The following is a 14,782-nucleotide window of genomic DNA, read 5'->3' as shown; positions in this document are numbered from 1 at the left end:
TATTTCATATATTAGAAACTTATAGCAGGGCTTCGATAGCTGGTTCAATATCCAGCGGGTCCACCGTAGATTCGAATCTAGTGACCACATTGCCTTCGCGATCAATCAGGAATTTAGTGAAGTTCCACTTGATTTCGTCATTGTTCAGAGCCTCTGGATCTTTGTCTTCAAGCATGCTTTGCAGCAGCTTTCCTGAAGAATGGTTGATATCGAACCCTTCAAATCCAGCCTGTTCTGTTAGGTAGGTGAAAAGAGGGTGTTTAGCTTCGCCTTTTACGTCAACCTTTTCAAAGAGTGGGAAGGTTACCCCGTAATTGATTTGGCAAAATACATTAACCTCTTCATTGCTGCCGGGTTCTTGCTCTCCAAATTGATTGGAAGGAAAGCCGAGAATTTGGAGGCCGCGTTCCTCGTACCGCTCATAAAGCTTTTGCAGATCTGAATATTGGTGGGTAAATCCGCACTTACTTGCTGTATTCACTATCAGTAGCACTTTACCTTTGTATTGCTCTAGCTCGATATCTTTTCCCCGAATACTGCGTGCTGAATATTGATAAATGCTCATGGCTGCTACATCCCTTCAGTTATCTATGCTTTTTGAAAAAGAACAGGAAATATTTATAATAATTAAATTGTAAACAATTCAATTATCGCTGTCAAACAATACAGCTTGAAGGAATTGGAACCGTAATTGCCAGGTTGGAATAGGATAGATAATGGGTATGGATCAGTCAAAAAAATTTATTGCGTTAAAGCTACTCTGCGTTCCATTATTATCTTGCATCGGGGACGTTTTTTGATTAAGATAGCAGAAACCAGCGCAAAAGCCGCGCTGACATAGATAAGGACTATGACGAAGAGAGTAAGCATTATAGCGGATCTTAACAGGGAAGGCGTGCCGGAGACTGAGAGCACCCTCATGAGACGATTAATGCCGAAGTTCACTTCCGAGTCGGCCCCTGAAGTAGTTTGTCACAGGTTGTGGCAGGTATGAGTAGGGAGGCCCGCGCCCCGCGTTACCGGGTGAAAGACAGAATTAATTCTTAGTCAGGGGAACATGAGATTCTATTCCTTTGTGCTAGTATTCGGGTTAATTCTAAATAAGGGTGGTACCACGGCTCCTCGTCCCTTGCGACGGGGGGCCTTTTTGTGTTCCAAATTATAACAAAAAGAGGGAGTGGAAGGGTAATGAGTAACGTGGAATTGGATGTTCTTAGAGGTCGTCTGGATGAAATTAATGGGCAATTGCTGGAGCTGATCTCCGAGCGGGCTAAGATTGTTCAGGAGATTGGAGGAGTAAAAGAAAAACAAGGTGTCCCTAAATTTGATCCAGAACGGGAAAAACAGATGCTGGATAAGCTCGTAGCGAGCAACAAAGGCCCTTTCACTAACGGGACGATCCGTAGCCTCTTCAAACAAATTTTCTCAGCTTCTCTGGACTTACAAACAGATGATCATAAAAAAACTTTACTGGTAGCCCGCAAGAGCCACAAAGAGGATACAGTGATTGTTCTGCCGGGAGATGTAACGGTTGGCGGTCCTTCTTCACTGATGGTAGCCGGTCCTTGCTCCGTGGAAAGTGAACTGCAGACTCGTACCGTAGCTGCCGCCCTGCAAAAAGCCGGAGTACGTGTAATGCGTGGCGGTGCCTTCAAGCCTCGGACTTCACCTTATGATTTCCAAGGACTGGGAATGGACGGTTTGAGAATATTACGAGAAGCAGCAAATGAATATGGACTGCTGACCATCAGCGAAATTGTAGATCCAAGACATATTGAAGAGTCACTTGATTATGTGGATATCATCCAGATCGGTGCACGTAATATGCATAATTTCGAGCTGCTAAAAGCGGTCGGAGAAGTCGACAAGCCGGTACTGCTGAAACGTGGATTGGCTGCCACACTCGATGAATTCATCCATGCAGCGGAATACATCATGTCTCGTGGAAACACACAGATCATGCTGATTGAACGTGGAATTCGTACCTATGAAAAAGCGACCCGCAACACGCTTGATATCTCAGCAGTGCCAATTCTCAAACAGGAATGTCATTTGCCAGTATTGGTTGATGTAACTCACTCGACAGGCCGCAAAGACATCCTTATTCCATGTGCGAAAGCCGCACTCGCAGCTGGAGCTGACGGCATTATGGTGGAAGTGCATCCTGATCCTGCAACCGCATTGTCTGATGCCGCTCAGCAGCTGAACATTGATGAATTCAACACCTTCTTTAATGAAGTGAAAGCTTCCGGATTGTACCGGTAATCTAGAAATATAGAATTTGCATGATATTTTAAGGATTCGCTAGAAAATGAGGTGTATAAGCGCTTACAAGTCTAACTAATCTTTTTGTGAAGGTGAAGGTGGGTCGAGTACAATAAGCAACATTAGCGTTGCACCGGCCCCGGGTCTTTTCTGACAAAAGATCCACACATTTTAATAGTCACAGGAGGAAAATAGATTTTGAAGCAGCTTACCTTAAATAATGGGTGGTTTTCTAACACTCGAACCGATATTTTATCGGGGATGACCGTAGCCGTTGCGCTGATTCCTGAAGCGATCGCTTTTTCGATCCTGGCGGGAGTAAGTCCGATGGTTGGTTTATATGCCTCTTTTTGCATTGCGATTGTAACGGCACTTGCCGGAGGCAGACCCGGAATGATCTCGGCGGCTACGGGAGCTATGGCTCTGTTAGTCGGAAGTCTCGTACTAGAACATGGAATAGAGTATCTGTTCGCGGCAACTGTACTGGCTGGTGTGTTTCAGATATTGATGGGGATGCTAAAGCTGGGGCGGTTTATCACGTTTTTGCCACAGCCGGTCATGACGGGTTTTGTCAACGCGCTGGCGATACTGATTTTTATGGCACAGCTTACCCATTTTAAAGGACAAGGCTGGGTGATGTACGGACTGGTAGCTCTGACCTTGCTTATTATCTACACGGTTCCTCGGTTTACCAAAGCCGTACCTTCAGCACTTGTAGCGATTGTTATTGTTTCTGTTCTTAGTATCGCTCTTCATCTGGACGTAAGAACCGTAGGCGATATGGGGAATATTACAGCAACTTTGCCACTATTCCATCTCCCGCAAATCCCGTTCACGCTGGATACGCTGCTTATTATTTTGCCATATTCACTTTCGCTGGCCGTAGTTGGGCTATTGGAATCCCTGATGACTGCCACCTTAATAGATGATATTACGGGCACAGGTAGTGATAAGAACAGAGAGGCGAAGGGACAGGGGCTTGCGAATGTAGTCACTGGTTTTTTCGGAGGGATGGCAGGCTGTGCGATGATTGGCCAATCGATGGTTAACATGAAGTCAGGAGGACGCACGCGTCTGTCCACGTTTGTATCAGGGATCTTTTTATTATTCTTAATTATCGTACTTGGCGATGTGGTGAAGCAGATCCCGATGGGGGCGCTCGTCGGCGTAATGATAATGGTCTGTATCAGCACCTTTGAATGGGGCTCACTCAAAACTTTAACCCGTGTTCCGCTAAGCGATGCGCTGGTTATGATTGTGACGGTGGTCACTGTGGTGGTTACGGACAACCTTTCTATTGGGGTTTTGTTTGGAGTTCTGCTAAGTGCTTTAACGTTTGCTTGGAAAATAGCTTCGATCCGCCTAACTGTTCAGGAAGCAACCTCTTCCAAAACATATGTGGTATCCGGCCAGTTGTTCTTCGGCACGACAAGCCACTTCATTCATGAATTCGCCTACGATAGCGATCCGGATCATATTATTATCGATTTTTCACACTCCCATGTGTGGGACCAATCCGCTGTCCATGCCATAGCGAAGACGATGAGCAAATACGCCGAGCATGGTAAAAAAGTCACCATTACCGGACTTAATGACCAGAGCTCACAGCTGGTTCAGCGGGTGGGATTATCCATATGAAAAAAGATTGCGCTATATGCGCGATCTTTTTTTTATAGCAGATATTAACTGAAAGAAAGGCCAGCAAGGTTTTACTTTTGGTGCAAACTGATATAAAGTATAAAGTGGATAATGTTTATCCGCTTTATACGCGGATGGTATTATCTACAGTTTGAATCAAGCTATTTACGTAAATCGAGGTGCTGTACATGCATATGAAAACAGGGGTAGAGCAGTCGGTATATGCACTGGTTCTACTCAACATGCTGCCGGATAAGGCGGTGTTGTCTGGGGAAGCGATTAGCCAGCAGCTCGGAGCATCGGCGACCTATTTTCAGAAACTGTTAAGAAAGCTGGTAACCGCAGACATCATCACGTCTGTTCCCGGCATTAAAGGCGGTTTTAAATTAAAGAAAAGCCCTGAAGATATTCGTGTATATGACGTTTACCTCGCGGTGGAAGGCCAGCAGTCGCTGTATTCATCGAATGGTATTCTGGTAGATATGTTGGATTTAGAAAAAGAAGACAGCTGCTGCCTATTATCGAATCTGATGGAAGAAGCTGAATCCTCTTGGAAAGCCGTATTAAAGCGGGAGACTATTGCTTCGTTGTCGGAGGAAATGCGTGGTGAACGCTTCAAAGATAAGATTGCAGCCCTAGAGGAATGGGTCAGTAATAAAATGGTCATCTAACCAAAGAAGGGATGTATTCGCATGAGATTAAGCATATTGGATCAGGCACCCGTGACAAGCGGCAACACTGCGGAAGGTGCCCTGAATAAAGCAGAAGAACTCGCTATTTTAGCAGATGAGCTGGGATATAGCAGAATGTGGATGGCAGAGCACCATGGCGGAAATACATTTGCTAGCTCAGCTCCGGAAGTAACGGCTGCCCGTTTAGCCGCCAAGACCAACCGTATTCGAATCGGCACCGGCGGTGTAATGATGATGCATTATTCTCCGCTTAAGCTGGCTGAAGTATTTAAAACGTTAAGTGCTTTTTCCCCGGGGAGAATTGATTTTGGTGTGGGACGAGCTCCTGGTGGCGATACAAGCGCCATGTACGCTTTATCTGAAGGCCGTGAGTTAATGCTGCATAATATGTATGACAAGCTTGGCATTACCATGCAGCTGCTTAGTGATCAGATTCCGGAAGATGAGCTATATGCCAAAAATCTCGCTGCTCCAACGAAGGTGGCGCTCCCTGAAGTATGGTTGTTAGGCTCGAGCGGCAATAGTGCGCGAAAAGCTGCACAAATGGGAGTCGGATACTCCTTCGCACAATTTTTTAATGGTGCGATGAGTAATGAGATCTTGGACCATTACCGGAATAACTACCAGCCTTCTATCTTTATGGACAAACCAGAGATCAGTGTATCCTATATGGTGACCACAGCAGAAACGAAGGAAGAGGCTGAGTATGAAGCATTGCCGCAGGATATTTTTCGGTTGATGATGAGTAAGGGCCGGATTACTCAGGTGCTGACACCAGAAGAAGCTCAGAACATTTCGCTATCGGAAATTGACCGGATGTCAATCAAGGAAGGGCGCAAGATTCATTTAGTTGGTGCGGTTAAAGACATCGCCGTACGTTTGCAAGAAGAACAAGCACAATATGGATTCCAAGAAGCAATGATATGCAGCATCCCACATTCGCAGGAGAAACGGCTAGAGGTTTACCGGCTACTGGCGCGTGAACTGCTAGGCTCTTGATTCTGGATAGCTAACCTTAACCCGCATTTCATGCGGGTTTTTTGTATGCCAATTTAGCTGTTTGATCGGCGCATACCCTCAAAAGACAATAAATTAACCCTCCCGCCTCCTAAAAGTAACATTTGAATGCCTAACTTCATCTATGATTAGTGAAAGATTTATTTTTAAAAAGAGGTTAGGAAGTGATCAAGGATGTTTCCTTTACATAAATCCGTTACGCTGACAGCCTTGCTTCTAATGAATCTACTGGCAGGTTGCCAACATCAGGTGGACCCATCCCCCGCTCAATCGGCTAACGACTACCACACCTCAAGACCGAAGCCAACAAACACCGCTGCTAACCTCATTAAGCTGGAGTGGAACCTGGTGGATACAATGCCCATAGTCTCTCAACTAAGTGCTCCACCCACAGGCGCTACTTTGATTACAGAGAAGAAGCTGGAGGATTTTGGAGGACTCAAAGTGAGTGTGTATACGATGGCTAGTGACGAAGACTATGTGTATGCCAGAACTTCTACTTCCAAAGGACAATACAGTCTAGGGGCGATAGGAACTTATAATTATCGTCAACCGGAGGATATCAAGGTAGAAGTAGTGCGGCTATTTAGCGAAAAGGTGTTGAAAATCACCGGAGGATTAGGAGCAAATAACTCGCTCAGTAACTATTATTTAATCGACGAGAGCGGTAACCCCTCGGGTTTGCTGCAAATTGATACCGGACATTCCAAAGAGCTGGATGTTGATCAGGATGGATCTTTTGAGGGTGTAGCCGCACATGGAAATCCGATGAGTGCCTATATTTACCGCTGGAATGTTGATCACGCTGAGATAACTTTTGTTAATGATGCTTTAAAGGCGGACTCAGTGGTGCTAACGGATGAAGGAATATATGAAGCTTCTAATATCGGGGACAAGCAGAGCAAGAAATTCCGGTTGACCGTAGAAGGACTGATTCCAGAGCGGTAACGCCATGACCACTGCTGTTGAAATATTTCCTGCGACCATTTACCCTAAACCTCCGTATAGACGGTTAAGCTTGAATGATTATCCATAATCTAGGAGGGGTATTGGATGAATATGCAAATGAATCCGAAATTGAAACAGCTGCGTCCGGGAAAAATAGTCACCGGTATTGCAGCGGTGCTTATTGTATTGTTGATCGGCGCGAACTCTTTTGTATCTGTGGAATATGGGCATGTAGGTTTATACAAAACCTTTGGTAAATTAAATGACAATACATTGTCACCCGGCATTCATTTTAAAATTCCATTTATTCAGACGGTGATTCAGGTCAATACACAGGTAACGAAGGCGGAGACCGATACTTCAGCCTCTTCAAAAGATCTTCAGCCCGTGTCCACACATGTGGCGGTGAACTATTCCGTAAATAAGGCTTCCGCCTTTAATCTGATGAACAATATCGGAGGTAATTTTGATAGTGTAATTATCAATCCGGCCATTCAAGAAATCGTTAAAGAAGTGACAGCCAAATATCCAGCAGAGGATTTGATTACGCGTCGTGATGTAGTGTCGAGTGAGATTAGTGAGCACTTAACCGCTAGGCTGGCAAAATATGACCTGATCGTCAACGATATTAACATCGTTAACTTTAAATTCTCGGAGGCATTTAACCAGTCGATTGAAGCAAAGCAGGTCGCCCAGCAGCAGGCATTGAAGGCCGAAAATGATCTCCGGCGGATTGAAATTGAAGCGAAGCAAAAAATCGCCCAGGCGCAAGCAGAGGCTGAATCTTTAAGACTTAAGAAGCAAGAGGTTACACCTGAGCTGGTGCAGCTGAAGCAAATTGAGGTTCAGGAGAAAGCGCTGGAAAAATGGAACGGCGTGTTGCCATCTGTAACAGGGGGAGCCACACCTTTTGTGGATGTTCAATCCCTGACTAAATAATTCATTATTGGGTTTCTGATTTATTTCCTCTGATGAAAGCCCTACTTCTATAGAAGTAGGGCTTTTTATGCTATTAATATTGATAAAGCATCGTAGGAATTTGCCAGCCAGCGCCAACTGACCAAAAGAAGACATAATCGCCACGTTTAATTCGTCCGTCCTCGACTCCGCGTTGAAAGGCGATAAAAGGACTGCTTGTGGCTGTGTAGCCGAACTCGTCGCCTACATAAATGAACTTTTCTGCGGTTAGCCCAAGTCCGATTTGGATGAGCTCGATATTTTTCAGTGAGAATTGTGAAAGGCAGAATGCAGAGATATCATCCGTAGTCAGACCGTTGCGTGAGAGAAGCTCCTTCATATCCGCTATAGCCGCATCCACACACACTGTACCGTCAAAAGGGGTCCACCGTATCCGAATCTGCTCTGGGGTCATACCCTCTTGATAAATATTCGACAGGCCGCAGGCCGGGAACATAATATTTTCGGAGCCTTCAGAATCGGTGTAATAAAGAGAATCTATGAAGCCTGCATACTCACTGCTGCGCTCTAGAATCACTGCTGCTGCGGCGTCCCCAAAGTTAGGGTAAGTAATTTCATCATCTGTATTGCAGTTTACTGAGCTGTAGTCGCTTCCTACAACGAGTGCGTACCTGATGCTGGGATTGGCTTGCATATAACGACTTGTCTGCTCCACGGCGGAGACCATTCCTGCGCAGTTAGCATTGGAATCCTGCGTAATGGTCCGGTGTTTACCTTGAAGCATACGGTGTAGGAGAAGTGCATTGGTAGGATAGGTGTACTCTGGCGTCTGTGAAGCGAACATGATCATGTCCATATCCTCACCTTGCAAATTCGCTTCGCTAAGCACTTTTTGGGCAGCCTTTAATCCCATCGTCAGAGCATTTTCACCCTGTTCTTTTACGATGTATCTCCGGTCGCGACCCATGACTTCTAGGAATCGTTTGATGTCCTTGCCCATACTCTGAAAATGCTTCAGATAATATTCGTTATCTACGATATGCTCTGGGTGGTAATAAGCAGCTTGGCGAATCGCTATATGTCCCAAGTGGCGCCTCCTATGCTTCAATAATTTCGTAATTTTCTAATTTCGTTGCCCGTGCCACTCGGCTTAACTGCATTTTTAGGACAGGGCTTTTGGCAATAATAAAGGTTACTTTTTTAAATCCGGATTGTTTGTACAGTATGTAGCATTGCTCAAGCATGGGAAGTGTGTCCTTTGAGGATACATTCAATGTCTTGCAATCTAGGATGATCTCATATTGTTTCGGGTCGAATGCACTTATGATTTGGTTGTACTCATTAATGAAACGTCCTGCATCTTCTGGCGACATAGTTCCTTCCACTTGTACATTCAGTTTTTGATCGGCAGCATTTGTGGCGAAATTGAAGTTTCCCATTTTTGATTAATCTCCTCCTAAGTTTTATCTAAGAAAAATTTTGATGAATAGGATAAAAAAACCTATTTATCTAAGACTATTATCGTATTTTTAATTGGGAAAGTTTAGGGGATTAAACCTTTATTTTTTTTAAAAGATAATTTAGGGAATGAGAAACTACTTAAAATCCATAAAATCTGCACAAATTAAGGTTTGAGGTAGGCATGCCCATCCTGTTTGCTTTGCAAAGCACAGTTCTATTGGTATGATTACAGAGATGAAAAAAACTACTATCCAAATCATGGAGGAATAATAAAAATGAGCGAAATTACACTATCGGGGATCATTGATCATACACTGCTTAAAGCAGATGCACGGAAAGAAGACATTATTAAATTGGCGGAGGAAGCTAAAACTTATAAGTTTGCTTCTGTTTGCGTAAACCCTGCTTGGGTAGCTACTGCCCATGAAGTGCTGAAAGATACGCCTGAGGTTAAAGTATGTACAGTAATCGGCTTTCCGCTGGGGTCATCGACAACAGAGAGCAAAGCATTCGAGACTACCGATGCTATCGCTAAAGGTGCAGGCGAGGTGGATATGGTCATCAATATCGGAGCATTAAAAGATGGCAACGATGAGCTGGTTAAACGTGATATTGCAGCTGTTGTAGATGCAGCGCGCGGCAAAGCCCTGACAAAAGTCATCATTGAGGCTTGTCTGTTAACGGAAGAAGAAAAAGTTCGTGCCTGCAAGCTATCTGTTGAGGCCGGAGCAGATTACGTAAAAACATCCACTGGATTCTCTACAGGCGGGGCAACGAAAGAAGATATCGCGCTTATGCGTGCTACAGTTGGACCTAATATCGGTGTAAAAGCTTCCGGTGGTGTACGTAGTGCAGAAGATGCACATGTAATGGTACAAGCAGGTGCAAGCCGTATTGGAACTAGTGGTGGTGTAGCGATTGCTAAAGGCGAAACAAGCCAAAGCAATTACTAAGCCGAAGGGCTGAATCGGAAGCGGCGAGTGAGGAGGACAAGCTCATTCGCCGCTGTCCTGATTCAAACTATTAACCGATCAGCTTGATTAGCGATTGTGTTTTATACATAAGGTTGAGGTTTTTATTAATTTATATTGAAAGCGTTATCCAGTAGGTAGAGGACACTAGCAGAAGCATTTGACCAAAGTACAATAATTCACACCGGAATAATGAGATTTTTTTCTTTTCAAATGACGTGGTTTGTGAGAGAATGGGTACAATTCAAAATTGTTAATCATTTCTATACTTAATTATAGGGGAGGAAATACCTATGTCAGAAGATCGCAAGCTGTCGTTTGAAACTTTGGCTGTCCATGCAGGCCAGGAAATTGATCCAACTACTTTCTCACGTGCTGTACCGCTTTATCAGACCACTTCTTACGGGTTCCGTGATGCTGATCATGCAGCGGATCTGTTCGCGCTTAAAGAATTCGGTAATATTTATACTCGGCTGATGAACCCAACTACGGATGTATTTGAACAGCGTGTGGCAGCACTTGAGGGCGGGGCAGGTGCGCTTGCTACAGCTTCCGGGGCAGCGGCTATTTCCTTTTCCATTCTAAATATTGCGGGCGCTGGGGATGAAATTGTATCTGCAGCAAGCCTATATGGCGGGACTTATAATCTATTTTCGACAACACTGCCTAAGCTTGGTATTAAGGTACATTTCGTAGATTCGGATAATCCTGAGAACTTCCGTGCTGCGATTACAGATAAGACCAAAGCCTTGTATGCAGAAACAATCGGCAACCCACAGGGGAATGTTCTGGATATTGCGGCAGTTGCAGCGATCGCCCATGAACATGGGATTCCTCTCATCGTAGACAATACGTTCCCAAGTCCATATTTATTGCGTCCGATTGAGCATGGCGCGGACATTGTTGTCCATTCGGCAACCAAATTCATCGGTGGACATGGTACATCCATTGGCGGGATTATTGTTGACGGCGGTAAATTTGATTGGAAGGCAAGCGGTAAATTCCCAGGTCTTACGGAGCCAGATCCAAGCTATCATGGAGTGGTTTATACGGAAGCGGTGGGCCCGATTGCTTATATTATTAAAGCCCGCGTTCAATTGCTTCGCGATTTAGGGGCGGCGATTTCACCGTTCAATTCTTGGATGCTGCTGCAAGGTCTGGAGACTCTTCATTTGCGGATGGAACGTCATAGCCAGAATGCGCTGAAGGTAGCGCAATATTTGGAGGCACATTCAGATGTGGAATGGGTAAGTTATTCGGGACTTCCTACGCATCCATCTCATGAATTAGCGCAAAAGTATTTGCCTAAAGGCCAAGGTGCGATCCTTACTTTTGGTATTAAAGGTGGAAGTGCTGCGGGACGTAAGCTGATTGAGAATGTGAAGCTGTTCTCTCATTTAGCGAATGTTGGGGATTCCAAGTCATTGATCATCCACCCAGCGAGCACAACTCATGCACAGCTGTCGGATGAAGAGCAAATCACAGCCGGAGTAACGCCGGAATTGCTGCGTTTGTCGATCGGGACGGAGTCCATTGATGATATTATCTATGATCTGGAGCAAGCAATTGCTGCCAGTCAACAATAGAAGTTTATATTTCGAAAAGCATTACTGCTCTGCGGTAATGCTTTTTTTGTTGCCTAAAAAAGTTGGAATATTCATCGGATTTGGCAACGCTTGCATATTTCAGGTGTGGCTCCCGTATTTATAAGTGAGGTAGGTAAATGAAATGTCGGTCGCTTATGTTATATAGCTTGGCATACCGGCAGCAATCCAAAGATAAAGGGTGGGTGCGAGGATGAAGGGTGAACGTCAGCAGGATGGTTTGCGGAGTAGTGAAGAGCGCCCGTTCAAGTTCATGTATAAGGCTGGTGATCGGACTGTGGGAATGGAAATGAGCCAAGCTGGATCCGTAGCCTCCGCTGCCGCAGAATTTATCGCTGGAGTAGAGCAGAGGGATGTCATTGAGCCTTTGAAGCGATCTTATTTTAAGCGGCCGGGGGAACCATCGACATTCCTAGTGCTGCGTGAAGGAAGAGAAGAACGTCTTGCTGGACGGGAAGGAACAAGGACTGTTCAAGCGGGCCCGTGTTTGATACGGAGTGAGGAATGGCTGCTGGAACCAGAGCTGTTCTGTCTTTATGAGAACTGGTTATCTAGCGAAGATGAACTCCAAACAGCGCGTATTCTGCAGCGAATCTCTTATCGTCTGCGTGCAGCTGTTGCCGAGCTGCTCGAATCGCCGGATGGCGAATGGGCAGCGGTCACCCTGCTGCATCCAGAGTCGCTTGCGGTGGCGCAGCCCGCCAAGCTTGCCGCGCTTCAGGACGCGCAGCTCGAAGCGCTGTTCGCTGCGGTGGCGGAGAGCCAGCGGCAAGGCGGCGATTGCCGCCTTGACCTGCTGGTCGCCTACACCGCAAGCGCAGCCGAATTCGCTGCAAAGCGCGAATTCATCGAAGACGTGGCCGATCAGACACTCGGCCACGCTTATGCGGCGGCATGCCGCATCGGGGCGCTGATCGCGCCCGATGTGGAGCCTGCCGCCGCTGCGGAAATCGCGCGTATCGCCGATTTCCTAGTGCTGGACGGCGCGGCGGGCGAACACGCGCCGGAAGAGACCGCCGCGGAGGAATTCGCCCTGGCGGCGGGGAAGATCTTTGCCGCCGTGACGAGCGTGAAGCCGGCGGCGGTGGTGCTCGCCGCGGGGACACCGGCGGCGTCGGCTTTGGCCGATCTGTATCAGATCGGGCTCAGCGGGATCTTTTGCAGCGCCAGTCAGCGGACCGAAGCGCTGCTGAGAGCGGCCTGCCTGATCTGGATCGCCAGGCAGCGAGAAACGCTGGATACTGCCGCCGGGGGAAGGCAGTAAGCTTTTTCTGATGAATGATACGGTGCAGTTCATATAAGAATCGAAAAAAGACTTCAGAGCAGCGATTATCCGGTTATCGGAGAATCGTTGCTTTGTTTTTTTGGTCGTTAGCTGCCTGCTTCAACAGCGTACATATATCCCTTTACTCAATCACTATACTCAACCTCCGTGCTCAATACTGTACTCAACCTCCGTACTTAAACTAATCTGCACTCATGCTTTGCATTTAAACGCCGTACTCATACCGGGTACTCCCACCATGTGCCCAAACACCGCACTCAACCTCCGCACTTAAACTAATCGTGCACCTCTGCACTTAAACTAATCAACACTCAAACTAGGCACTAACCTCCGCACTCCTCACCCTCCTGATGCTTAAGGACCCAGATGACGCTATTTGCCTGATTTTAGCTTATTAAGCATGGTTTCGGACACGAGAGACGCTATTCGTTAGGAAGAGGTACATATTTGGTTCTTTTCAGGTCAATAGCTGCAATGGAGTCCGTTAGAATACCAAATGTGTTTAAAATCAGCGATTAGGGTCAGCTGAGTCCGATAGTAGCAACATACGCGAGCAACTTGCATCATACGTTCATCACTCGTGTCGTATTCATACTTTGCGCTCAATCTCCGTACTCAACCCCGCACTCAAACTAATCTGCATATCACCAATAGCTACAGACAACATTAGTTTTGGAACCTCCGCATTTGTTTCCAGCTTCTCCTTACATTTTACATAAACAGGATAATGACAGTGAAGGCTCGAATTTTATTAGCATCTTGCTGAATAGGGGTGCTGTAGATGTCTACAAATTTTAGAGTTGGCCTGCAAAAGGTCGTAGATCATTCTTACGATATTGAGATTGGGGAAGGTCTTTTTGGCGCTCTGATCGAGGATTTGAAACATGGAATTGTCGAGAATGTAAGCAAATTCGCGATTGTTACAGATTCAAAAGTTGAAGCCCTGTATGGACAAGCCTTGCTGGAACAACTGCATCAGAATGATTTTCAAGCGGAGTTATTTTCTTTCCCTGCTGGAGAGAAGTCTAAAACCCGAGAAACGAAGGCACAGCTGGAGGACCGGCTATTAAGCCGTTCTTACGGACGAGATTGCTGTATCCTTGCCATCGGAGGTGGAGCGGTAACGGATTTGGCAGGTTTTTTGGCTGGAACATTTGGTCGGGGAGTGCCAAGTTTGAACTATGCAACTACCCTTTTAGCAGCAGCGGATGCTTCTATTGGTGGTAAAACGGGCGTGAATACACCGGTTGCAACCAATCTAATTGGTGTTTTTCATCAGCCTAAAAAGGTCTACATTGACCTAGCCACTTGGAGAACGCTTCCGGTACGTGAGCTTCGTAGTGGGTTGGCTGAAACAATCAAACATGCCTGCATCGCGGATGCTGATTTTTTTGAGTTTCTTGAACAGAATATGGAGCGAGTGGTTTCCTCAGAAGGCGATCTTGTATTAGATCGAGAGGTTTGCGAACGGATTGCTTTTCATAATTGTGAGATCAAGTATAGCGTGGTGGAAAAGGATGAACTGGAGAGCAACCTGCGCCAAATTCTAAATCTGGGGCATACTGCTGGCCGGGCGTTAGAGGCATTAAGTGGTTATGAATTATTACATGGTGAGGCTATTGCGATTGGACTCGCGGTTCAGGTGCAGCTGGCAGAGCAGTTGGGGTATGTAACGGCTGACCAAACTCAGCGTGTGATTGCTTTGTTGAAGAAGGCGGGACTTCCGACTGAAATACCAGCAACCATTACAAATAGAATGCTGATTGATAAGATGTATACGGATAAAAAGGTTCGCAAAGGGCGTATACGGTTTGTGTTCCAAGCTGGAATTGGAGCGATGAAGTCTTTTGAAGGTGGAGCTTATTCGACGCCAGTCGAAGAGCAAGTCCTATCCGAGCTTTTAAATAAAATACGCAGCTAAGAGAGGAAAACGTTAGTTTAAATTTATGACAAATAGCCTAGAAGGTAGGGTTTACTTTTTCG

At 45.9% G+C, this 14,782-nt stretch carries 13 protein-coding genes; 10 read left to right on the top strand and 3 right to left on the bottom strand.

What is annotated here, in order from left to right; translation table 11 throughout:
- Positions 1–19 precede the first annotated feature (19 nt).
- Positions 20–565, bottom strand: a complete 546-nt coding sequence (locus MHI15_RS10325; protein ID WP_038573366.1) for a glutathione peroxidase — start codon at positions 563–565, stop codon at positions 20–22.
- A gap of 623 nt (positions 566–1,188) precedes the next feature.
- Between MHI15_RS10325 and MHI15_RS10320 the strand changes: the two genes are divergently transcribed.
- From MHI15_RS10320 to MHI15_RS10295, 6 genes are all read left to right on the top strand, one after another.
- Complete coding sequence (locus MHI15_RS10320) at positions 1,189–2,265, top strand: bifunctional 3-deoxy-7-phosphoheptulonate synthase/chorismate mutase (protein ID WP_076193656.1); 1,077 nt, start codon at positions 1,189–1,191, stop codon at positions 2,263–2,265.
- A 195-nt stretch (positions 2,266–2,460) separates the two neighbouring features.
- The gene (locus MHI15_RS10315; RefSeq protein ID WP_076219604.1) at positions 2,461–3,903 is read left to right on the top strand and encodes a SulP family inorganic anion transporter; all 1,443 of its coding nucleotides are present in this window, start codon (positions 2,461–2,463) and stop codon (positions 3,901–3,903) included.
- A 188-nt stretch (positions 3,904–4,091) separates the two neighbouring features.
- The gene (locus MHI15_RS10310) at positions 4,092–4,574 is read left to right on the top strand and encodes an RrF2 family transcriptional regulator (protein ID WP_076137019.1); all 483 of its coding nucleotides are present in this window, start codon (positions 4,092–4,094) and stop codon (positions 4,572–4,574) included.
- A 21-nt stretch (positions 4,575–4,595) separates the two neighbouring features.
- Complete coding sequence (locus tag MHI15_RS10305) at positions 4,596–5,594, top strand: LLM class flavin-dependent oxidoreductase (RefSeq protein ID WP_076128737.1); 999 nt, start codon at positions 4,596–4,598, stop codon at positions 5,592–5,594.
- Between the two features lie 192 nt (positions 5,595–5,786).
- Positions 5,787–6,560, top strand: a complete 774-nt coding sequence (locus MHI15_RS10300; protein ID WP_076219605.1) for a hypothetical protein — start codon at positions 5,787–5,789, stop codon at positions 6,558–6,560.
- A 105-nt stretch (positions 6,561–6,665) separates the two neighbouring features.
- Positions 6,666–7,499, top strand: coding sequence for a prohibitin family protein (locus MHI15_RS10295; protein WP_076128733.1), 834 nt, complete (start codon positions 6,666–6,668; stop codon positions 7,497–7,499).
- 73 nt (positions 7,500–7,572) lie between these two features.
- On the opposite strand, the gene MHI15_RS10290 is transcribed toward MHI15_RS10295, so the two are convergent.
- Both MHI15_RS10290 and MHI15_RS10285 read right to left on the bottom strand, forming a co-directional pair.
- Positions 7,573–8,565 carry a ketoacyl-ACP synthase III gene (locus MHI15_RS10290; RefSeq protein WP_076219606.1) on the bottom strand — a complete coding sequence of 331 codons (993 nt, stop codon included), beginning with the start codon at positions 8,563–8,565 and terminating at the stop codon, positions 7,573–7,575.
- Between the two features lie 10 nt (positions 8,566–8,575).
- On the bottom strand, positions 8,576–8,917 hold the full coding sequence (locus tag MHI15_RS10285) for a hypothetical protein (protein WP_076099934.1): 342 nt from the start codon (positions 8,915–8,917) through the stop codon (positions 8,576–8,578).
- A gap of 297 nt (positions 8,918–9,214) precedes the next feature.
- Here MHI15_RS10285 and deoC point away from each other — a divergent pair, with 297 nt between their 5' ends.
- From deoC to aroB, 4 genes are all read left to right on the top strand, one after another.
- The gene (gene deoC / locus MHI15_RS10280) at positions 9,215–9,892 is read left to right on the top strand and encodes a deoxyribose-phosphate aldolase (RefSeq protein WP_036680262.1); all 678 of its coding nucleotides are present in this window, start codon (positions 9,215–9,217) and stop codon (positions 9,890–9,892) included.
- A gap of 311 nt (positions 9,893–10,203) precedes the next feature.
- Positions 10,204–11,496, top strand: coding sequence for a homocysteine synthase (locus tag MHI15_RS10275; RefSeq protein WP_036680260.1), 1,293 nt, complete (start codon positions 10,204–10,206; stop codon positions 11,494–11,496).
- A 211-nt stretch (positions 11,497–11,707) separates the two neighbouring features.
- Positions 11,708–12,778, top strand: coding sequence for a hypothetical protein (locus MHI15_RS10270; protein WP_341164387.1), 1,071 nt, complete (start codon positions 11,708–11,710; stop codon positions 12,776–12,778).
- Between the two features lie 802 nt (positions 12,779–13,580).
- On the top strand, positions 13,581–14,720 hold the full coding sequence (aroB, locus tag MHI15_RS10265; protein ID WP_076308757.1) for a 3-dehydroquinate synthase: 1,140 nt from the start codon (positions 13,581–13,583) through the stop codon (positions 14,718–14,720).
- The last annotated feature ends 62 nt before the right edge of the window (positions 14,721–14,782 follow it).

Origin of the sequence: Paenibacillus sp. FSL H7-0918, assembly GCF_038007025.1 — a bacterium.
GTDB classification, from domain to species: Bacteria; Bacillota; Bacilli; order Paenibacillales; family Paenibacillaceae; genus Paenibacillus_AQ; species Paenibacillus_AQ odorifer.
This window is presented reverse-complemented; position numbering and strand designations above follow the sequence as displayed.